Below are 22,099 nucleotides of genomic sequence, written 5' to 3' on the forward strand. Positions count from 1 at the left end.
TTCATCTCGCCTTATGAGACGCTGCGAATAGCAAGGAAAGGAAGATCCCTTTTGAAAGACACCATAATGAAAGACTCCCTACGACCACAGGGGGTCGCCCTGCATACTACATTACCTGCCGCTGCCATCGCTCCATCCGACACGAGTGTCACGCTCGTACCGGACAGCATGGAGGACGCTTTTTTCTTCCGTGCCTTGGAGAAGCAGGGCATTCTGCTCAATGCCCCTCAGATTGAAGCCGTTCGACATGGAGATGGCCCGCTGCTCACACTAGCCGGTGCGGGCTGTGGCAAAACGACGGTGCTGACAGCACGAACCGGTTATCTATTATCCGTGCGCAAGGTCGATCCGAAGCAGATTCTGCTCGTTACCTTTACGACCAAGGCTGCCGCCGAGATGAAAAGCCGGATTGCTGCGCTACCCGGTGTGAACGCTCGGACTGCCAAAGCCATTGAAGCACGAACATTCCATGCATTCGGCTTGTTGCTGCTACGTCGTTACGGTCAATTGACCGAGGACATCTTCGGGGATACCCGTGCGCAGCATGGTGTCATCCAGCGTCTGCGACGCGAAATCAACTCAACCAGCACGACTCCGCCAGAAACGCTACTCGCCATGCTATCTGCGATCAAGCTGGAAGGCAAAACGGCAGAGGATCTGCCTAAGGATACCCCGGAGGAACGTGATCGCTGTGCTCTGCTCTGTCGCTATGAGGAATGGAAACGTAATTATAACCGGATCGACTTTGACGATATTTTACTGCGCACTGAGCAGCTATTAGAAAATGAAGGGCTGCTCGCTACGCTACAGCAGCGTTTTCAATATATTATGGTGGATGAATTTCAGGATACGAACCGCCTGCAATACGGTATGGTGGACAAATTAGCCCAGCAGCATCGCAATCTGATGGTTGTGGGTGACGATGATCAGACGATCTACTCCTTTAATGGGGCGCGTCAGGAGTATATCCTGGATTTTCCAAAGCGCTATCCGGGCACACGCATTATTGCGCTGGATATTAATTATCGCAGCCATCCACAGATTCTGGGGCTTGGTGTGAAGCTGATTGCTCATAATGAGGCACGTCATGCGAAGACGCTGCAAGCTGGGGTCACTGAAGGACAAAGTCCACGTTATCTGCGTCCCGCCCATGCGGATGAAGAAGCCGATTGGATTGTGAAGCGACTCCGTCAGCAGCAAGAGGATGGCTATGCACTGGGCGATATTGCGATTTTGCATCGTACAGTCAGCGGAACGCGTGCGATTGCCGAGCGTCTGCTGATGGAGGATATTCCATTTATTCAGTATGGAGAAGCGCCGGTGTTTTATGATCATTCACTCATTCGTCCGGTCATGGATCATTTAAGGCTGGCGGTCAATCCGCGCCGGATGGAAGCTTTACCTGGCGTGATCGGGCCGCTGTACATTTCGCGCGATACGGGCATGGATTATATAATGAGTCAGGAGCAAAAGCAGGCGAAAAAGTATCCACTGATTCACCTGTATCACTGGGAGCGCCTGCAAACCTTCCAGCGTCAGCAGGTGAAGGAACGGATCGTATTTTTGAAAAAGCTGCGTGAGCTCAAGCCGCTGTATGCGATTCGTGAGATTCGCAGAGTGTTTTACGATAAGTTCGCCAGTGCAGACTTTAGCGGGCCTGCTACCCGTCATAAGGATACGATTCGTGAAACGCTGGATGAGCTGGAAAGCGCGGCTGGTAAATTTTCAACGGTAGAGGAAATGGTTACCTTTGCCGATGAGCTGACGATCAAGCGTGAACAGATGATGGAGCTGATGAAGCAAGCCGATCCGCAGGGCATTCATCTGATGACGGTACACCGAGCGAAAGGGCTGGAGTTTCCGTGTGTGTATTTGCTGGGAGCTTCGGAAGGTATTTTGCCGCATAAGGCAGCGTTGCAGGATGAAGCGCCTGAGGATGTGAAGGCGGGTCAGGGTGTGAGTGGTGCTGATCCCGATGGGAAGCTAATGCAGGCGGCACTCGAGGAAGAACGGCGGATTGCTTATGTTGCGGTGACACGGGCGAAGCATGAGCTGTATGTGTCGTCGCCGGCGATGCACCATGGGAAAACGGTGCCGCCGTCGAGGTTTTTGGTGGAGGCGTTTCGGGGCAAATGATTTGGATTGGTGCAAATTATAGTTGCTTGCTTCAATCACTCCGGTAAGGAATAAGGGAACGGACTCCCGTCTCGCACAGGAATCTACGTAGTAGGAAAAAGTTGTAGATTCCCGTGCTCAAAAGTCGTCCTTTCCCCTTATTTCCTTCCCTTCGTTCCGTTCTTATGCAGCATGGACAATTTTGCGCAGGTGGTTGCAGGATTTTTTTAGTAAAGATTTAGATACAAGACAATTGTTACAACAGTGATTCGCTTTACCTTGTAGATTTCATTTTTCGGTAGATGATGTACTGATTGAAATGCTTGATTATTAATAAACTATAAGCATGTCTTCACTTGCTTTTACAGCTTTATCTAACAAGCACCTTTTAATAAAAAGAGCCTGACAGTATCGGAGATTCATTCCGTTGATGCTGTCAGGCTCTTTTGATAAGTGTAAAGATTATTCCAACTCTTCCGACTTAATGGGCTATTACAACTCAGAAGCGTTTATTTTACATGGACGCTTTGTAATTCTTATGACTTGTTATCGTTTATAGCTCAGGCAATGGGCGTGCCGTTTGGCAGTTGTTCATCTGCTTGCAGCAATACAACATCGCCTTCGCCAGGGACGCCGCCGAGGACGAGGACTTCGGAGTCGAAGCCTGCGATACGGCGTGGGGGGAAGTTGACGATGGCGATGATCTGGCGTCCGATGAGCTGTTCTGGTGTGTAGCGCTTGGTGATCTGGGCGCTGGAGCGTTTGATGCCCAGTTGCTCGCCGAAGTCGATCTCTAGCTTGATAGCAGGTACTCTTGCTTTTTCAAACACTTCGGCGTGGATGATGGTGCCGGTACGCAGGTCTAGCTTGTGAAAATCTTCAATCGTTGCCATGTCTGGATTCCCCTTTCGCGTTGTACATAAAGGCGTGTAGCTGAGCTACTAGGATTAATTAGGACTTGATATTTTTCTCATCAAAATATTGCTCCAGCGTCATGCCTTTGCTGGTCACATCTTCTGCCAGTGCCTTGCCGATGTAGCGGATATGCCATGGCTCCCATGTGTAGCCCGTGCTGGATTCGCCATTTTCGGTGTAACGGATCACAAATCCGTATTCCGGAGCATGCTCCTTCAGCCATTTGCCTTCCTTAGTTGCGCCAAAGCTTTGTTCCAGTCCGTAGCCGATGCCCGGGCCAGATACGTCGATGGCAAGACCGGTCTGGTGTTCACTCGTACCTGGACGTGCGCTTACGCGGTCGGTATATTCCTGACCTTTAGTAGCGACGTTATTTTTGTAGATCGCGACCTGACGCTTATAGGAACGGTAGCCAGACACTGCACGCAGATCCAGACCGTCCTTTTTCGATGCTGCAAATAGCTGTTCTAATGCTGCGGCAGCTTCCTTACGCATATGGCTCTTTTCCAGTACGCCGCTGTAGGAAAAGGCTACGTTAGGAACGACCAGATCCGGTGGAATATAACCGTCTGGCAAAGAGCGTTTTTTGTTGACGATAACGGTGATTGATTCGGGATCGTTCACGACCATTTTACCGCCCTTTTCGGAGATCGTGGATTGCAGAGAGCTCTTCTCGCGGATTTGCAGCAGACTGGAAGCATCGCCACTAGTAGCGGAGGTATTCGTCGTATCGCTACTGTCTGTATTCGCATTTTCACTACTCGTGCTATCATTGTTGCCAGTGTTGTTCTGTCCGCTCGATTCGCTACTCGATGCAGACGAATCACTCTGGCTACCGGAGGTCTGACTGTTATCTGTCGCTTGCTCCGAACCGTTCGTATTGTCTGTCGTGCCCGTATTATCGGTAGCACCTGTACTGCCTGTCTGCGTACTTTCGGTTGTGCTACCTTGCTGTGCAGCTGCACCCGTGTCGTTCTGTGCGTTTCCCGCGCAGCCGGCAAAGATCATACCCGACATCAGAATGCCTGCCGGAACTGCCCATTTCCAAGACGTTGATTTGTTCATTAGTGGTCTCCTTTGTTAGTCACGTTGACTGGAAATAAATAGAGCCGGCGATAAAACACTCCGGCTCTGCAACGTTAACATTAGGTTTTGCCGCGCCGGGCGGCTGCATGACGCTGCCTTGTCCGCTCCGCGATTCGGCGTCGAATCTCTTCATAGCCGTTCGGTGCTGCCGGAATCTCCGGCAATAGATCGGACAGATCGGGCAATTCCTGCTGCTCTTCCTCGCTCGCTCCGAATACTGGAGCTTTGCTCACCGGGATCTCCCATGCGGGCTCATCCTGCTCCAGATACGCTTGCACATCAGCCAGTAGCTCTCCAACCTGATGAAGCGTTCCAGCTGCTGCTGATTCAGCGAGCAAGCTACCGAGACTCGGCTCATCTGACAGTACACTTTCATCGCCAACTTCATCCAGTTCCTCCGAAGTGGACTCCGGTGCAATCAGCATATCGCCACGCCATAGCTTCCAGATGCGCTCCTGTAGCTGCTCACGCTCCAGTCCAGCGAGTTGCCAGGCAAGCAGCGGTTGCTCCTTTAACCGCTCATGCGTCTCTTTTAGTATAAACAATCCCGCTTCATCCTGCACCTTTGCATCATCGAGCCGAGTGAGCCACTGCTCCAGCGGCTCACTCGCATACGGTGTGCATGCCAGCAATCGCTCTGCCGCAGGTGCTTCGTCCTCATCCTCACTATCTGCTAATTGAAGATTCCATATCGACAGCCGCTGTGTAGACGAGTGATTTTTACTCGAACGTGTAGGTGACTCCGTACGCAGCAACAGCTCGACGAGCAATGCGGACAGGCTTAGCTTTTCCAGCATCAGCTGCAATTGCTGTGGCTCTGGTGCGGTAATATGAACGGTCAGCTTCTGATGATCTGCGCCAGCAGAGGGGCGAACGGTCGCCTGAATAATGCCAGGAGCGATCTTCCAATCCTGCATCGTCCATTGCTCCTTACTCATTCTTCCGTCCCCCATTCTGCCGCCTGTAATGAAACGAGCTGCTTCAGCTCTTCATCCGACATTTCAGTAAGCCATTGTTCACCTGCGCCCACGACCTGCTCGGCAAGTGTCTTCTTACTTTCGATTAATTCATCGATTCGTTCTTCCAGCGTCCCCTGACAGATCAGCTTGTGCACCTGCACATTACGCTGCTGTCCGATGCGGAATACACGGTCGGTCGCCTGATTCTCTACCGCCGGATTCCACCAGCGGTCATAGTGAATAACATGGTTCGCACGCGTCAGGTTCAGTCCAACACCGCCTGCCTTGAGCGACAGGACGAAGATTGGTGGGCCTTCTCCCTGCTGGAATAGACCGATCATCTCATCCCGACTCGCCTTGCTCACACCGCCATGCAGGAAAAATGGCTCCTGCCCATAATGTCTGCCGAGACGAGCCGTTAATAGCTCACCCATCTCCACATACTGAGTAAATACGAGTGCAGCCTCGCCGCTATCTCGAATCATATCCAGCAGCTCGATCAGACGTGCCATTTTACCGGAGCGTTCCTGCTTGCCGGTATCTTGCTTGCCTGACGTGCCGATCAGATACGGGTGGTCACAGATTTGCTTCAGCTTGGTCAGTGATGATAGCACGATCCCTTTGCGCGTAATACCTTCACTATTACTCATTTTGCCCAGCATATCGGATACGACACTCTGGTACATACTCGCCTGCTCGACCGTCATGTAGCAATACGATTTCAGCTCGATCTTATCTGGCAGATCACGACGGATATCCGGGTCGCTTTTAAGACGACGTAGCATGAATGGCGCGACCAGCTTGCGTAGCATGGATAGACGCCCTTCTGCTTCGGGTCCCATCGCGGTATTGTACGTTTGCCGGAATGCAGACGATGTCCCCAGATAACCTGGATTCAGGAATTGGAAAATCGACCATAGCTCACTCAGACGATTTTCTACCGGTGTACCGGTCATCGCGATCCGATGCGGCGCGTTCAGCTTCATGACACTTTGCGCCTGCTTGGTACGGTAGTTTTTAATATATTGTGCTTCATCCAGCACGATCGAAGACCATTCGACCTGTCGTAGATCCTCGCCATCTCGACCTGCAAGATGGTAAGTCGTAAGCACGATATCATGTGCCTTCGCCTCAGCGATAAACTCTTCTCCGCGTGGGCGACGGCTACCATGGTGAATATACATTTGCATATCGGGAGCAAAACGCTCCAGCTCGCGCTGCCAGTTGCCGAGGAGCGAGGTTGGGCATACGATCAGACGCGGTGCCGTCACAGGTTGATCCAGCATACAGGTGATCACCTGTACCGTTTTACCGAGTCCCATATCATCGGCAAGACATGCGCCAAAGCCTAGATCGCGCATCGTCGCCAGCCATTGGAAGCCGCGTTCCTGATACGGGCGCAGTGTACCATGCAGCCCTTCCGGCACCTCGCGCTTAGACAGTTCACGCCATGCGCTACCTTCCATGAGGCTACTCAGCAGCGGATTCGTCTCGATCTCGAAAATATGCAGACCATTCCATAACGCATCCTGCTCTTCGGCATAAATATGCATCAGCTCGTTAAACGAAATCTCGCCTTCCTCATGTCGACGAATAAAGCGCAGCACCTGCTTGATCTCATTCAGATCAACCTCGACCCAGCCGCCATCCAGCTGAATAAGCGGAACACCATTTTTTACAATCTCAGCAAGCTCGGCTGAGCTGAGTGTTCTGCCATCCAGTACCGCTTCTGGTTCAAAGGAAACCATCTGCTCCATGCCAAGTCGTGCCGACTCATTCGGACTGCGCTTTTCATGAAGCTGTGACGTTTTCACCTTGAGCTTCAGCCCGGTACGGCGTTTGCCTTCACGCGTCCAGCGCGAAGGAATCTGTACGATAATGCCTGCCTTACGCAGACGCGGTACATCATTTTTCAAAAAGGCATATACATCTGCCGCTTCCAGCGTGCCACCGACCGGATGCGAATGGTCGATCCAATAACGCACGATCGGTGAGCACTCTGCTGCCTGTCCAAGCTGGGACAGCATCGAGCGCTGTACATGCTGGTAGGTGCGTCCGCGTACCATCAGATCCTCGTCTTCATGACGCCATAGCAGCGCAGCCGGAAGCAGCACTGCTGGATCAGACTCGTCGCCTGCCCAGAAGCTCATTCGCCATTCCTGCATCCCTGCTGCCCCCTGCTCCTGTGGCGGCTCCAAACGTACAACAAGCGATAGCTCACCTGCTGTGCTGCTAACAGTACCTGCTTCGGGTACAGGCACTTCGGCATGACTGTGTACGCGAATATCCTGCTCCAATACCGCCATATCCTCAGCCGTTCCCTGCACTGCCAGTTCACTAGATGCATCATATAAAGTATTCCACCATAGATGTGCCTGCGGTGAAGTGCCGCGGCGATAGTTGGCCTGATACATGCGGAACTTTCCATAGCCAGCATCACGCAGCATACGCCGTATTTCGGCATCCATCATCGCCACGAGGAAGGAATGCAGCACCTCGGCACGTGCGCGTGAAGCGACAGGCGGCTCCGATGAAGCAAATAAGGACAGCGCCGATAAACCGATCATCGGAATCGCTTCGGCTAGCTTGGCAAATATCTCGCGATCTTCACCGACGAGTAGTGGCTTCCATACGCCATAGAGCGATGCCTGCGCACTGCGTCGTCCGGTGCCTGCTACGATGCGGCTATCCGGTACAATTTTGCCATCGCGCAGCAGCTTACGTGCAAAGCGTGCGACCGTTTGCCAGTAGACCATCTCACCGCCAGGCTTGATGCCCTGAGCTGTAATCGCCTGTTCATCCCATGCGAGCAGTAAATCATATGCCTGCTCTGCGGAGAGAGCCAGCCCCTCCACCATGCGACCCGGTAGCCGCTTATTGCGCCCGGCGCGTCGTACGATAGGCTCGCGTGTCGTAGGCGTGTTGCCATTTACCGGCCCGGACTTGAGCTCTGCCAGACGCAAACCAGATTGCGCAAACGGGCGAATACCCGCTGGCAATTGCAATCGCCGCATCACCTTCATCCATGCGTCTACCTTCGGCTCCGACATTTCACCGGAAAAACAGAAAAATACGTCTCCAATCCATATTCCATATAACGGTTGATCCATCATCGTCTCCCGTCCATCTCGGTCAAATCTTTGCGATCGTTGTATTTGGTGTTTAAGTTCATCACAGGGTATCCCTTTCATGACTTGAAAACAAGCTTTTGTCGGTCCTCTGTTACTTCTCCTGTCTGGGCACGAACCATGCCTTCACCCAGTACAGGTATCTTATCTATTATAAGATTGGTTCTCGAAAAATGCCATCCCTCCTTTAGTTATAAACCCGTTTAATTACGCGGTTTCTGTGCCATCCATACGTATATTTTGACAAAATTCTTCTTGAAATCTGCAATTTTATGATTTAAAAGTTTATCCTCGCACTGGGTCAGACCTGCCTGTCTCTCCCATTATGTCGTGTATACAAAGGAGATATAGGAGGCTGGAACAGTCGCTTCATCTGTATTCACAAATATGTAGCCAAAGATGCGATATAATGAATTTTAAAGATAGAGTATTTATTTTATGTCAAAGGAGAGCACACGATGAATCGAATCCTGCTTGAAGTCATTGCAACTACACCGGAGGATGCCCACATCGCTGAGGCTGCTGGTGCAGATCGGATTGAGCTGATCTGTGCACAGGGAGAAGGCGGACTGACCCCGAGTCTGGGCATGGTAGAGCAGATCGTGTCAGAGCTTAACATCCCAGTTCATGCGATGATTCGTCCGCATAGTCGGAGCTTTAGGTATGATGAAGCAGAGCAAGGGAGTATGCTGCGCGATATTCGCTATTTTGCCCGCAGTGGTGTGGCAGCGCTGGTGCTTGGTGTACTGGATGGAAATGGACATATCGACGAAGTAGCATTACAGCGTATGCTCGCTGCTGCCAGTGAAGAACGAGATGATCTACAGATTACGTTTCATCGTGCAATCGACGAGGTGCACGATCTAAATCAAAGTATTGAGCTGCTTGGCAAATACAGCACGATCACGCGCATTCTGACTTCCGGCGGACGACCATCTGTATTGGAAGCAGTGGAGGCATTCCCTGCACTGATTCGAGCAGCAGAGCAGCATTCGCTATCCTTGATTGCAGGCGCAGGACTCACACTGGATACGCTGGAGAGCTTTGTACGTCAGACAGGAGTACGCGAGGTGCATCTAGGCAGTGCTGTGCGTCAGCAGGGAAATATTCAGCTTCCACTGGATGCCGAACGGATTCAACAGGCACGGAGAATTCTAGATGCTTGTGTTAACTAAGCCATATGCTATATCTGAATAATAAATAAGCTGAATACGCTCTACAGGATGCACCGAATGTATATTGCGGATTGTAGTATGTATCTCTAAATAGTATGTATCTCTAAAATAAAGCGGCACAGCTACTCCATTCACTTCGGAGTAACTGTGCCGTTAGTATGTGTGTGATATTAAGTATGTATGCGACATGAGATAACGTAAGTAACCCCAGTCCAGCAAGTAACTCCTTTATAATGAAGCTCTATAGACAAGTGGTGCTCATTCTATTGCGCCTACTATCCGCTACTGCTCACGCCATCCGATATAGCTCCATCCCGATAACTACAGATCATTTTCACCGGATCGATTCCAGACAATAACACACTGAGCATCAGTATATTCCCTATGTATAGAAATAGACCACGCACATCAGCGGAACGGCTGCTCTATTGCTCGCCAGTTTAGCCGAACAACAGAGCATGACGCTGCATCGCAATTCGTGCAGCACCCACCATTCCTGCTTGATTACCCAGCATCGCTGGCTCCAGACGAACCGGATAACCGCCCAGCTCATCAATACGCTGAATGAGTCGCGTCCACCATGTTTCACGTGTAACAATAATGCCTCCGCCAATAATAATCGCCTGCGGATCGAAAATCTGATCCAGATTAATGATCGTATTCGCCAGATCATTCAACCAGTTATCCAAAAGATAATGCGCACCTGTATCTCCACGCTTGGCTGCTTCCAGCAGACTGCGAGATGTCCAATCTGGATGATACTCACGCGCCAGTCGATTCAGTGCTGTACCGGATACATACTGCTCCACACAGCCACGCTTACCGCAATTGCACGGCAACCCTCCTGGATGTAAAATCATATGCCCTAACTCGCCTGCACCGCCATACTGACCGGAAATAATCTCACCATAATGTACCAGCGCACCACCGATGCCCGTGCCGATCGTCAGCATAATCCATGACTGAATCGTGCGTGCAGCACCGATCCAATCCTCACCTGCTGCTGCCGCATGTGCATCATTTACCGCGTATACAGGCAAGCCTGTCGCCTCCGATACCTTTTCCGCTAGACGTAACCCTTTCCAGCCAGGCAAATTATCGGTTGCTTCCAATACGGCTCCTGTTTCACGATCAATGCGTCCAGCCGAACCGATGCCAATCCCATGTACCGTAATAAAAGAACGTTTCACATTGTCATATACGATACTTTTCAACTCATTCGCAATATACAGCACACGTCCGAGAATATATTCGGCTCCCTGCTCTGCACGAGTAGGCAGCTCCATTCGTTCAATCATCTGCCCGTGCTCGTTCACCAATGCACCCTTAATTGCAGTACCGCCTATATCTATTCCAATCCAGCATGATTGCATGTCGATCATCTCCATGAATGCAAGGTAATATGTGTCGTACGTTGATCTGCCCACTATCATGTTATCGATGTTTTACTACGAAAAGATTATACCATGTCAGGTATTTACTTATTCAGCACGGATCATAGCACGATTTATGTGATGGGTGACAACTTGTCCGTCGAGATCACGGCTTTACTTGTGCTAAATAGGTAACATTTTTATATTTTTGTAGAATCATTAATGACTTATATAAGTAATTATTATATAGTTAAAACGTTAGGAGGTGATACTATGCTTACACTTCTGACAGCGCTGATTAATTTAGCCATTGCAGCGATGACGTTGTATGGAAAGTTAATCTACAGCCCAAAGAAAAAGGTCTCCAAGCGTCGCAAGCGCTCGAAGACCCAAAGCTAGTTACATCTGAGGGGGATTGAATCCCCCTCTCCCTAACATCATTATACCCATTCAACCTCACGTTTAAAAGCTATTTTCTAGCAAAATATTCAAATCTCCTTAAAAAGTCTAAATCTACAACGCCTAGCCACTAAGCCCATCTATGTTAACGTATTTAAATTTCGATAAGGAGGTGTTCCGATGCTCGAATACGTGACGCTAGCGATTACGCTTGTTGCATTAGCGATCAGCTTATACAATCTAACCACTACCATTCGCAGCAAATAAGTAGCTTTTATTCATCCTAGCTTGAGTACTAGCGGCTTGATTCGCTCCAAAAATCAGCGCTTCCGATCTAGCCATACTATAGCTGCACCTATACTCAATAGCATCATAAGTAGCTTTTACATCTCATCTTGATATATCTACTCTTGTATATCCAATCCATTACTCCATAGTCGAACAGCTATTTATCACCCTCCTTACACGCACATATCAAAAAGCCCGCTCTATAGGCGGGCTTTCCAATTGCACTTTACATTACATTCAACGAAGCACCATCATTCAATGTGCTATCCTACATATTTCATCTTACATCATTCACCTACACTTATACCTTCAGCACCAGCTCATCCAGCTTCCGATCCTCGATCTGGATCAAAATATCTCCACTGCTCTCATCCAGACTCCAGCCAATACCACCTTCAGCCAGCTCATCCAGCGAAATACGCTCCAGCTGCTCAATCGCAGACGGTGCAAAGCCCGGCTGACGCAGTGTAAAGCGCAGATGCTGACGCTTCGCTACATACGCATCCTCGATATAATGGATCGTCAGACGCAGTGCATCCTCTTGCCCTTGCGCACGGATGTACAGCTTGGACGTCTTGCCACTTTCATAGGCAAACGTCTCGCCATCATCCTCATACAGCGTATACTCTGCACGGAAGTCTGGCTTCGCTTCTGCACCATACACATGGAAGGTGACCACATCATCGCTTTCATGATCATCGCTATATTGATGCAACGCACCCTCGGCAACAATTGCCCCTGCACGTACATAGATCGGCAGCACATCCAGCGGCGCATCCGCCAGAATGGTACGTCCACCCTCATGCTTCTCGCCCGTCCAGTAATCGTGCCATACGCCTTCTGGCAGGTAGACCGCACGGTAATCCGTATCTGGACGATACACCGGCGCAATGATCACATCCGGGCCAAAGAGGAACTGGTCGCACAGATTGGTCACCTTTGGATCATTTGGATACTCTAGCAGTAACGGGCGCATGATCGGCATTCCTGTCTGCGACGATTCATAGAATAGATTGTACAGGTGCGGCATCCAGCGATAACGCAGGCTGATATATTCGCGTACAATCTCTTCGACCTCTTCACCGAACGACCACGGCTCCTGACGCGTCGTGCCCAGTGCCGAGTGGTTACGACAATACGGGAAAAATACACCCATTTGCGTCCAGCGTACAAGTAGCTGTGCCGATGTATGATAGGCGAATCCGCCGATATCCGGGCCAGCAAATGGTAGACCGGACAGCCCCATATTCAGCACCATCGGAATCGCCATCGCCATATGCTCCCAGAAGCTACGATTATCGCCTGTCCAGATCGCCGCATAGCGCTGAATACCGGAATAACCCGCGCGTGTCAGAACAAAGGGACGTCGTCCATTCATATGACTCTTCATGCCTTCATAGGTCGCACGTGACATCAGCATACCGTATAGATTATGGATTTCCTCATGGGTCACCGGATCGCCATCGTTCAGATGCATCACATCCGGGTCCATCGTTTTCAGCGTATTAAATACCGCTGGCTCGTTCATATCATTCCAGATGCCATCGATACCGAGCGAGGTATAGAATTCGTGCTGATCGCCCCACCATTTAGCGGTACGGGTCTCGGTAAAGTCAGGAAATGCACTCGTTCCCGGCCATACATCACCAAAATAAATATCGCCCTCCAGACGGCGGCAGAAATGCTCCTCCTGCACACCTTCGCGGTAGATTTTGTATTTCGGGTCTTTTTTCACGCCTGGATCGACGATCGGTACGATGCGAATACCCATCTCACGCAGCTCCGCAATCATGCCCTTCGGATCAGGGAAACGAATTTTATCAAACGTAAATACACGATACTCATCCATATAGTGAATATCCAGATAGATCACATCGCAAGGAATTTGTTTATCGCGGAAATTACGCGCTAGCTCCATCACTTCAGTCTGGTTCATGTAGCTATAACGGGACTGATGATAACCGAGCGACCATTTGGGCGGTAAAGTAATCCGTCCCGTCAGCGCAGTATAACGACTCACCACATCCTTCAGCTCCGGGCCATAGATAAAATAAATATCGTACGCGCCAGTCATACAACCAATCGTATACGCCACACCATGCGAACGCATATCGAATTCCGAGCGTCCCGGGTTATCAAGGAACACACCGTAGTTGATGCCGCTATGCATATGAATCAACAGCGGAATAGATTCGTACAGCGCCTCAATCTCTGGCATATGCGGTGCATACACATCCGTATTCCACATCGTGTACCGCTCACCGCGCTTGTCCAGAAAGCTCGACTTCTCGCCCAGTCCATAAAAGTGCGAGTCCTCCTGCATATTAAATAACGCACTGGTTGCACCACGCGGGCTCCAGCTCAATGTCTCCTGACGAGCCACCTCAATGCCTTCTTTATTCGTAACCGTTAGTGCAAACGTTTGTTTATCAATAGAAACCGTCAGCTCTCCTGTTAGAAAGCTCAGTTGCTGTTCATTGTCTTCAATCTCCGGCTTAAAAATTTCCTTCGGTGGCAGGACAGCAATCGTTGTAGTCAGATCAATGACACCCTCGCCAAACACCTTAAAACGAAACTCTGTTGGTGAAAAAAACACCAGCGCAGCCCCTGCCTTTTGACCGTGGCACAAGTAAGCGCCATCATATTCGCGCCAGTCGCGTAGCTGTCCGAATGTGTTCCAGACCTCTTGTATGACCGGGGCGTCGGCTTTGTCGGGGTGTATCGCTTCGCTTGTATCTTCCATCATTAGTTTTTCCCTCCATGGCTGGTATTTTGAAATAAGGCACAGATTGGGGCAAGCCGCCTGGATGATCGTACGGTGAATGGGTCCTGGTGAAGGGTCTGTTCAGGAGTAGAGCGGCTATTAAGTATAAAATGTATATAAGCCGTCTGCCCTGCCTTCAATCTGCCGATAGAGAAAAATTTCTCCTTGATAGGATGCATTATAGCATTTGTGCTAACGTTTGCACAATAACTGTTTGTACATTCATGTGAAAGCCGGATGATCCACTTTTGATAGATCATCCGGCTGGGTTTGAGAATGGTACTATTGAGTTTGTAGACGTGTGCTTTTGAGTGGGCACCACTCCGGGAAGGAATAAGGGGACGGACTCTGGTATCGCACAGGAATCTACGGAGTAGGAGAGAAATGTAGATTCCCGTGCTCAAATATCGTCCTTACCCCTTATTTCCTTCCCTCCGTTCTGTGCGACTTGCATCAGATCATACAAACCAAATAATTTCCATTTGTCATTTATGCAAGGTTGTTGATATATCGCATTCTTTTTATATCGTTGGATGAGCAATTATTTTATTAGTACTTTGTTTACTAACGCAATTGCAGATTGACCCATTGCTCCTGCATTTGCTGTAGCATCTCCTCGCGATTTAGCTCACCGGCGAGGTAGGCTTGCATGGTGCTGGCGTAGTCTTTGCTTAGTCCCATCGGGAATTTGGGGAAGATCCATGGGAGGATTTTACCTGCATCGTTGTAGCGGACGATGTCGGCGCCGATGGGGCCTAGCTGCTTGTCTGTTGTTTTGATGCTTTTGAAGGCTGGGACGAATTTGAATTCGTCGGTGATGTAGTGACGACCGGTGTCTGAGGTGACAAGCCAGTTCAGGAATTCTTTCGCTTCCTGTTTTACTGGAGAGTCTTTGTAGATCACCCAGTTGTTTGGCACGCGGACGAACAGGCGGTCGTTTTCTTCTTTGTTATTGTTGATTGGCATTGGCATGAGACCGATATTCATGTTTGGCTTGATGCCATCGATCTGTACCTGTGTCCAGTTGCCCTGCTGCATCATCGCCGCTTTGCCGTTGGCGAACAGCGTTACCTGCGTATTATAGTCTGTGGTCAGTGGGTTCGGGTTACCGTACTGTACCATAAGATCGAGCAGGTTCAACCACTCATTGAACTTTTCGTTACCCGGAATTTGTGCGGTTCCGTTATCCAGCTCTTCGATGAATTTGTTCGGATCCGGCTGGTGGGAGAACGGAATCGTTACATTGTGATTGCCCAGCACCCACCACTCCTGAAAGCCGTTGGAAAATGGCGTGTAGCCTGCTGCCTTGAGCTTTTCGCATACAGCACGAAGCTCATCGATTGTGGTTGGAACTTCTTTGATACCTACTTTTTCAAAAATATCCTTATTGTAAATAAAGCCGTAGCCTTCCAGACCGTTCGGCTGACCGTAGATGTGTCCGTCCTTACTGATCTGGTCGGCTGCACCGTCTACCAGATCGCTAACCCAAGGCTGGTCGGACAGATCCTCCAAATACTCCTGCCACAGATTCAGCTCCTCGTCCCCACCATTGGTGAAAATATCCGGCACATCGCCTGCGGCAAATTTGGCTTTCAGCGATGCGGCATAGTCTGCACCACCGCCGACGGACTGAATTTGTAGCTCCACATCGGGGTGCTGCTTTTCGTATTCGACCTTGAGCTTGGCAAGCGCATCTGCAATCTCGACCTTACCCTGATAAATTTGAATTACCTTTTTCCCGCTGGATGAAATATGGCTGTTGTTGTTATTGCCGCAGCCTGCGACGATAAGCGCCATGATCGTCAGCAACATCAGGGGAGTAAGCCACCGTTTTTTCATGCAAAGGTCCTCCCGTCCGTAGATTTCTTTGTTAATTTGCCTGTTGCCTGTCCGTACACTGTGCTTCTGATCTGCCTGTACGCTATAGTTCGCGAATACTTTTATAGTCGCGCACGTTAATGGTTATGCAGGTTTCTAGTTCATTCACTACTCGTTCCTAATGAGTATGTTCATCTCATAATGATTTGTGCATTAGCTTGAATAAACATGAACCGTTGCATCGCTGGGCAACTTGCTCATTCATATGAACACTTTCATCCTATACATTCCATCCTTATGGATGAATCGATCCATAGGAGTCTCAGTTAACCGCCCACTTTACCCTTTTACCGATCCAGCTGTAATCCCTTGAATGATATATCGCTGCAAGAACAGGAAGAAAATAATAATCGGCGTAATCCCAAGCACCAGCGCTGGTAACGCCATATCCCATTGCTTGGTGTATTGCCCGAAAAAGCTATACGTCGCAATCGGAATCGTCCGTAGCTCTGGACTCGACAGAATGAGTGACGGTAGCAAATAGTCATTCCAGATCCACAATGTATTCAAAATGATAACGGTCACAAACATCGGCATCATCAGCGGACAGACGATACGGAAAAATACACCATAGCGATTCGAACCGTCCACCCGTGCTGCCTGCTCAATCTCCAGCGGCACAGTCTTCACAAAGCCGTGGAACAGAAACACCGACAATGGCGCACCAAAGCCCAGATAGCTAATGATCAGACCGGTACGGCTGTTATTCAGACCATATTTACTCGCCATCTCCACCAGCGGCAGCATGATCGATTGAAATGGAATGACCATCGCCGCGACAAATACAAAGTACAGAATCTGATTAAATCGACTCGGCTTACGTACCATCTGGTAGGCTGCCATCGAGCTAATCAATACGAGGAAAATATTACTCACTACCGTAATAATGAGCGAGTTCCCAAATGCAGACGGGAAATCAATCGCCTTCCACGCCTCTGCATAGTTACTCCACACAAACTGCTGTGGCCATGATGCCGAATTGGATAAAATATCACCGAACGACTTGACCGAGTTCACCACGAGAAAGTAGAACGGAATGAGGAAGATCAAGCCGACGATAACGACGATAATTTCCAAAATTAAAGTACGAACGGTATATTTGCTCTGTACGTCCATTACATCTCAACCTCCCTGCTCTTGGTCGCACGTACCTGAATGGTCGTAATGATCGCTACGATGATGAAGAAAATAACGGCCTTCGCTGTCCCTAATCCAAGACGGTTATTCGTGAAGGCTTCATTGTAAATATCGAGCGCTACCGATTCGGTCGCTTTGAATGGCCCCCCTGCGGTGAGTGCGAGGTTCAGGTCAAACATTTTAAATGCCCATGAGATCGCCAGGAACAGACAGATCGTTACGGCTGGCATCACAAGCGGCAAAATGATATGACGGATCACCTGCATCCGGTTCGCCCCATCAATCTCAGCCGACTCCAATACATCCTTAGGAATATTGTTGAGCGAGGAAATGTAGATAACCATCAAATAACCCGCCGTCTGCCATACAAAGACGATCACAATTCCCCAGAACGAGGTCGCCCGATCACCGAGCCACGGTAGATTGAATAGACCAATCCCTGTCGCTTCGCCAACGGCTGCAAAGCCGCGAATAAAAATAAACTGCCAGATAAAACCGAGCAGCAAGCCCCCGATCATATTCGGCATAAAGAAGATCGTACGCATCATATTTCGTGTGCGAATCGGTTTGGTCAGTACATATGCGAGAACAAAACCGAGTAAATTCGTCAGCAAAATACCAACCACCGTAAAGCGAACGGTAAACCAGAACGCATTACGAAAATCGGGGTCCTTGGTCAGGATATGCGTATAGTTCTCAATCCCAATAAAATTAATTTGGCGCGAAATCCCATTCCAGTCGGTAAACGAGTAATACACGCCCAGAAAGAACGGAATGAGCACGATCAAAATAAAGAAAAATGTCGCCGGGCCCACAAATACAATCTGGTGAAGCCATTGCAATAACCGCTTACGCCCAGCGCTTTTGGCGGCACCCTGTGTTGCCTCCGATACCCTGATATCGTTCATCATCTCAACCCCTTTAGCATCAGCATTTTCCTTCGGCATAGTTGTGGAAATCGTCCTGTTCGTATGTATACTGCGATGAACAAGCTACGCCAAAAATTGATAGACCATTTCCATATTTTCAATCGCAATATATTGTTATATACCCAAACATTGTAAAATTGATGTCGATGTTTGAGGAAAATTTGGTAGCGTTATCATTTGGGAGTTGATTAGATTAAACATGGGTGTTGGGGTGGGCACCACTCCGGCAAGGAATAAGGGGACGGACTCCGGTATCGCACAGGAATCTATAGAGTAGGATCAAATTGTAGATTCCCGTGCTCTGAAACGGTAAGATATTTTGCTTCGCAAAAATCACTTTTTCATTGAACCCCGTGTTAGAAAGTCGCTAACACTATAAGTCGTCCGTTCCCCTTATTTCCTTGCCTCCGTTCAGTGCTCCTTGCAACATGACGGTTTAAGTCTAGTAACTCTTTTTAGCAGCAATGATTACTTTAAGATGAAATACTGAGATTTTCTTTTAAAATACAAAGCATCTTGTTAGCGATACCTCAATTGCAGGGTATATAATTAACGTACTGTCCTCTAACAGCACTATTACCTTTGAACAAGGAGGCAATTCATTTGAGAAAACTGAATATGTATCGCTGGCTGAACGTGATTGGCATTGTGGCGGTGCTTGTGGTGAATTACATGGCATCGGCGCTACGGCTGTTCGGGAGGGACACGGGGGATATTTCGGATCAGTATCAGCTGTATATTACACCTGCTGGCTATGCGTTCTCGATCTGGTCGATCATTTATCTGCTGTTGATCGGGTTTGTCATTTACCAGTTCCGCAATCGCGAGGATAGCCAGGAATCGGTGCTCACGATTGGGCCGTGGCTGTTTTTGAACTCGCTCTGTAATATTGGCTGGTTGATGCTATGGCATACGTTGCAGCTTGAGATTGCAGTGCTTGTGATCGTATTGCTACTCGTCACACTTATCGTGCCGTATCTGAAGATTCGCCGAATCGTTCATCCAACGATGGGACAGATCTGGTTCGTGAAGCTACCTTACAGCATTTACATGGGCTGGGTATCGGTCGCTACGATTCTAAATGCCGGGATCGCACTTAGTAAAAATGAATGGTCAGGCTTTGGACTTTCACCGACTGTCTGGTCAGTCATAGGTCTGGTTGTTGGGGCGCTCATTGCGCTATTAATTAGCTACCGTTTCCGTGATAGCATCTATCCGCTTGTATTCGTCTGGGCGTATGTGGCGATTGCGATGAAGCACCCGGATATTCAGACGGTATGGTGGACATCGCTAGTTATTGCTGCTCTGCTGCTGGTGGCAGCAATCTGGATGTTCTTTGTACGGAATAATGCGAGGGACTGACGAAAATTCATAGGATTGAGCTATTGAATGAATGGCTGCGTATTCTGCTACACCTCTGCGTCGATTTTGTCATTTCATTCCGCTTTAAAACTATAAAAGCTTTGCCTGCACAGATACCGGAAGGTGATACACCGGAACCTGTATGAAGGCAAAGCTTTTATTCGTATATCCATTTTTACATCCTGACTTCAAATTACGTATTCATCGTCATTACTTCTTGAGCGCAATAACTTCAATCTCCACCAGTGCATCCTTTGGCAGACGAGCGACCTGTACGGCGCTGCGTGCTGGATAAGGCTCCTGGAAAAATTGACCGTAAATCTCATTCATTGCAGCAAAGTCATTCATATCGTGCAGGAACACGGTTGTTTTTACAACCTGATCCAGACTGCTGCCTGCTGCTTCCAATACAGCAACGACATTTTGCAGAGCGACACGCGCTTGCTCCTGTACGCCCTCTGCCAGCTCACCACTTACCGGGTCAAGACCTAGCTGACCGGAAGCGAAGATGAACATACCTGTATCAATCGCCTGGGAATACGGGCCCAGTGCGCCCGGTGCACGATCGGTTGCAATCGGTTGTTTGCTCATAGATTAACGTCCTCTTTTCGTATGGATTCGTGAAGGATGACGTGCCAGATATGCCTGTAGATCAGCTAACGGCTCGTCATTTTTCTTCACAGGGATCATCTTCATTTATTCTATCGGGCGAATCTTGCATTGGCAACCATTCGATATTTTTCTTACAGAGTGGATTAAACTATATGAAGTTCTTACAAAAGTTCTTACAAAAGTTCTTACAAAAGTTCTTACAAAAGTTCTTACAGAAGTTCTTACAGAAGTTCTTACAGAAGTTCTTACAGAAGTTCTTACTCAAGTTCTTGTAGAAGTTGTTGTCGCAGTTCTTCTATAAGCTCCTGTGCAACGTTTATAAAATTAAGAATATCGCTTCGACACCTCTATACACCGATCCACCTTCATTTTTCATAAGCACGTCAGCTGTACTCTTCACCGTATCGGCAAATACAGTGAAAAGGTACTGCCCTGCCCCTCTGTACTTTGTAAACGAAGATGACCGCCCAGCAGATGTGCCAGATCGCGGCTGATCGACAGGCCCAGTCCAGTACCACCATATTGACGTGTAATTGACCCGTCCGCTTGCTGGAAGGCTTCAAAAATCAGCTGGTGCTTGGCATCAGCGATACCAATTCCGGTATCGGTCACATCGAAGACGATCCAGCTTAGCGACTCATCGCCCGTGTGTTCTTCCTCCACGCGAATACATAGCGTCACACTGCCTTCTCTGGTGAATTTGAACGCATTCGCCAGCAGGTTACGTAAAATCTGCTGTAGCCGCTGTGAGTCCGATAAAATAATTTCAGGCAATGGCTGCTCCTGAAGGATATGAAACTGCAAACCTTTACGTTCCGCAGTCATCTCGAAGTGCATATGCAGCAGCTCTGGTATTTCGCTCACATTCACTTCCTCCTGGACGATCTCTAGCTTTCCTGCCTCCACCTTAGACAGATCAAGCACGTCATTGATCAGCTCCAGCAGATCAAGTCCAGAACGGTAGATCATACCGCTATATAGCTTCGTTTCGCCCGGTGTACGCTCATATTCCTGCTCTGACATCATTTGCGCCAGATTAATAATACTGTTCAGCGGTGTACGCAGCTCATGCGACATATTCGCTAGAAATTCGGATTTGTATTGGGAGGATAACAACAGCTGATGAGCACGCTCCTCCAGCACATGATGTGCCTCCTGCAATTCTTCCGTTTGCCGGGACAGCAGACGATTGGCATGCTCTAGCTGTAAACGACGCTGCTGCTCCATATGAAATTCACGTAGCAGAAGCATCATGACCATACTCAAAAAAATACAGATCGGCAGCATAATCGGTACAATTTCGACCAAATACAGCTTAAACGGCAACAGTCCGATCAAGGCCAGAATCGCAACATTTACAATATTAACGATCAGCACGGTGATGGTGCCTTTGACCGCTAATCGCAGGCGACTTTTCCGCATCCATATGTTAAGCAGCGCACAGACGATCCCCAGCGTCGTGGCATTAATGAATCCGATCAGTGCCGCCTCGGAAATGCCAAACGTAAACCGCATGAGTCCAATCCCGAGCCCGATCACGATAATGACGGATGGGCGTGCATACACCATCGCCGCGACGATCAACGGCACAAAGCGTAGATCAAAGATTAGATTTTCCGGTAAACGAAAGCCGAAGAACGAGCTAAGCCAACCAGCGAAAATAAGTAGAATGACAGAAAGGATATATTTTAAGCGAGGTGATACACGAGTCAGGCCGTATTTGTACAATAGATTCGCCAGATAGGCTAGCGTAATCATCATACCGGCATTCATCAGGAAGTTCTTTACAAATTCCATTTGCTCACTCCTGAGTTAGGATAGGATAGGTATTAGATATTGGGTCTGCTATGGACAGCGATTCTCGTATGTATTGATATACGTGAGGCTGGATGATTTGTAAAATAATTGGTAATGTTCCTGTTTATCATACCACATAATTGTGGGGATTCCTCCCTTTTGCCGTTATACGCCTTCTGTTA

General features: G+C 48.9%; 14 protein-coding genes. 3 read left to right on the forward strand and 11 right to left on the reverse strand.

Annotated elements, in window-relative coordinates:
- The first annotated feature begins 51 nt into the window (after positions 1 to 51).
- On the forward strand, positions 52 to 2,136 hold the full coding sequence (locus tag SK066_RS21270) for an ATP-dependent helicase (protein WP_320542915.1): 2,085 nt from the start codon (positions 52 to 54) through the stop codon (positions 2,134 to 2,136).
- A gap of 539 nt (positions 2,137 to 2,675) precedes the next feature.
- On the opposite strand, the gene csaA is transcribed toward SK066_RS21270, so the two are convergent.
- The 4 genes from csaA to SK066_RS21290 all read right to left on the reverse strand — a co-directional run bounded on the left by csaA (position 2,676) and on the right by SK066_RS21290 (position 8,185).
- Complete coding sequence (gene csaA / locus SK066_RS21275) at positions 2,676 to 3,008, reverse strand: chaperone CsaA (RefSeq protein ID WP_188775774.1); 333 nt, start codon at positions 3,006 to 3,008, stop codon at positions 2,676 to 2,678.
- Between the two features lie 58 nt (positions 3,009 to 3,066).
- A complete protein-coding gene (locus tag SK066_RS21280; protein WP_320542916.1) occupies positions 3,067 to 4,095 on the reverse strand; it encodes a M15 family metallopeptidase in 1,029 nt (342 codons plus the stop codon).
- 80 nt (positions 4,096 to 4,175) lie between these two features.
- Positions 4,176 to 5,054 carry a hypothetical protein gene (locus tag SK066_RS21285; RefSeq protein ID WP_320542917.1) on the reverse strand — a complete coding sequence of 293 codons (879 nt, stop codon included), beginning with the start codon at positions 5,052 to 5,054 and terminating at the stop codon, positions 4,176 to 4,178.
- A complete protein-coding gene (locus SK066_RS21290) occupies positions 5,051 to 8,185 on the reverse strand; it encodes a DEAD/DEAH box helicase (protein WP_320544935.1) in 3,135 nt (1,044 codons plus the stop codon). The genes SK066_RS21285 and SK066_RS21290 overlap by 4 nt, the downstream gene beginning before the upstream one ends.
- A 476-nt stretch (positions 8,186 to 8,661) precedes the next feature.
- Between SK066_RS21290 and SK066_RS21295 the strand changes: the two genes are divergently transcribed.
- Entirely contained in the window at positions 8,662 to 9,378 is a 717-nt protein-coding gene (locus SK066_RS21295; RefSeq protein ID WP_320542918.1) for a copper homeostasis protein CutC, read from the forward strand.
- 440 nt (positions 9,379 to 9,818) lie between these two features.
- On the opposite strand, the gene SK066_RS21300 is transcribed toward SK066_RS21295, so the two are convergent.
- The 5 genes from SK066_RS21300 to SK066_RS21320 form a co-directional block, all read right to left on the reverse strand.
- Complete coding sequence (locus SK066_RS21300; protein ID WP_188775777.1) at positions 9,819 to 10,751, reverse strand: ROK family protein; 933 nt, start codon at positions 10,749 to 10,751, stop codon at positions 9,819 to 9,821.
- A gap of 988 nt (positions 10,752 to 11,739) precedes the next feature.
- Positions 11,740 to 14,184 (reverse strand): glycoside hydrolase family 31 protein, encoded by a 2,445-nt coding sequence (locus SK066_RS21305; protein WP_320542919.1) that lies wholly within the window; start codon positions 14,182 to 14,184, stop codon positions 11,740 to 11,742.
- Between the two features lie 582 nt (positions 14,185 to 14,766).
- Positions 14,767 to 16,041, reverse strand: a complete 1,275-nt coding sequence (locus SK066_RS21310; protein WP_188775779.1) for an ABC transporter substrate-binding protein — start codon at positions 16,039 to 16,041, stop codon at positions 14,767 to 14,769.
- Between the two features lie 318 nt (positions 16,042 to 16,359).
- A complete protein-coding gene (locus SK066_RS21315) occupies positions 16,360 to 17,196 on the reverse strand; it encodes a carbohydrate ABC transporter permease (protein WP_320542920.1) in 837 nt (278 codons plus the stop codon).
- Positions 17,196 to 18,125: a carbohydrate ABC transporter permease gene (locus SK066_RS21320; RefSeq protein WP_188776062.1), complete on the reverse strand. Its 930-nt coding sequence runs from the start codon at positions 18,123 to 18,125 to the stop codon at positions 17,196 to 17,198. The genes SK066_RS21315 and SK066_RS21320 overlap by 1 nt, the downstream gene beginning before the upstream one ends.
- A 624-nt stretch (positions 18,126 to 18,749) precedes the next feature.
- Here SK066_RS21320 and SK066_RS21325 point away from each other — a divergent pair.
- Positions 18,750 to 19,508, forward strand: coding sequence for a tryptophan-rich sensory protein (locus SK066_RS21325; RefSeq protein WP_320542921.1), 759 nt, complete (start codon positions 18,750 to 18,752; stop codon positions 19,506 to 19,508).
- 210 nt (positions 19,509 to 19,718) lie between these two features.
- Here SK066_RS21325 and SK066_RS21330 read toward each other — a convergent pair whose 3' ends face one another.
- Entirely contained in the window at positions 19,719 to 20,099 is a 381-nt protein-coding gene (locus SK066_RS21330; protein ID WP_188775782.1) for a RidA family protein, read from the reverse strand.
- Positions 20,100 to 20,516: 417 nt separating this feature from the next.
- Entirely contained in the window at positions 20,517 to 21,917 is a 1,401-nt protein-coding gene (locus SK066_RS21335; RefSeq protein ID WP_320542922.1) for an ATP-binding protein, read from the reverse strand.
- Between the last annotated feature and the right edge of the window lie 182 nt (positions 21,918 to 22,099).

The organism is Paenibacillus hunanensis, from assembly GCF_034055775.1.
Taxonomy (GTDB): Bacteria; Bacillota; Bacilli; order Paenibacillales; family Paenibacillaceae; genus Saccharibacillus; species Saccharibacillus hunanensis.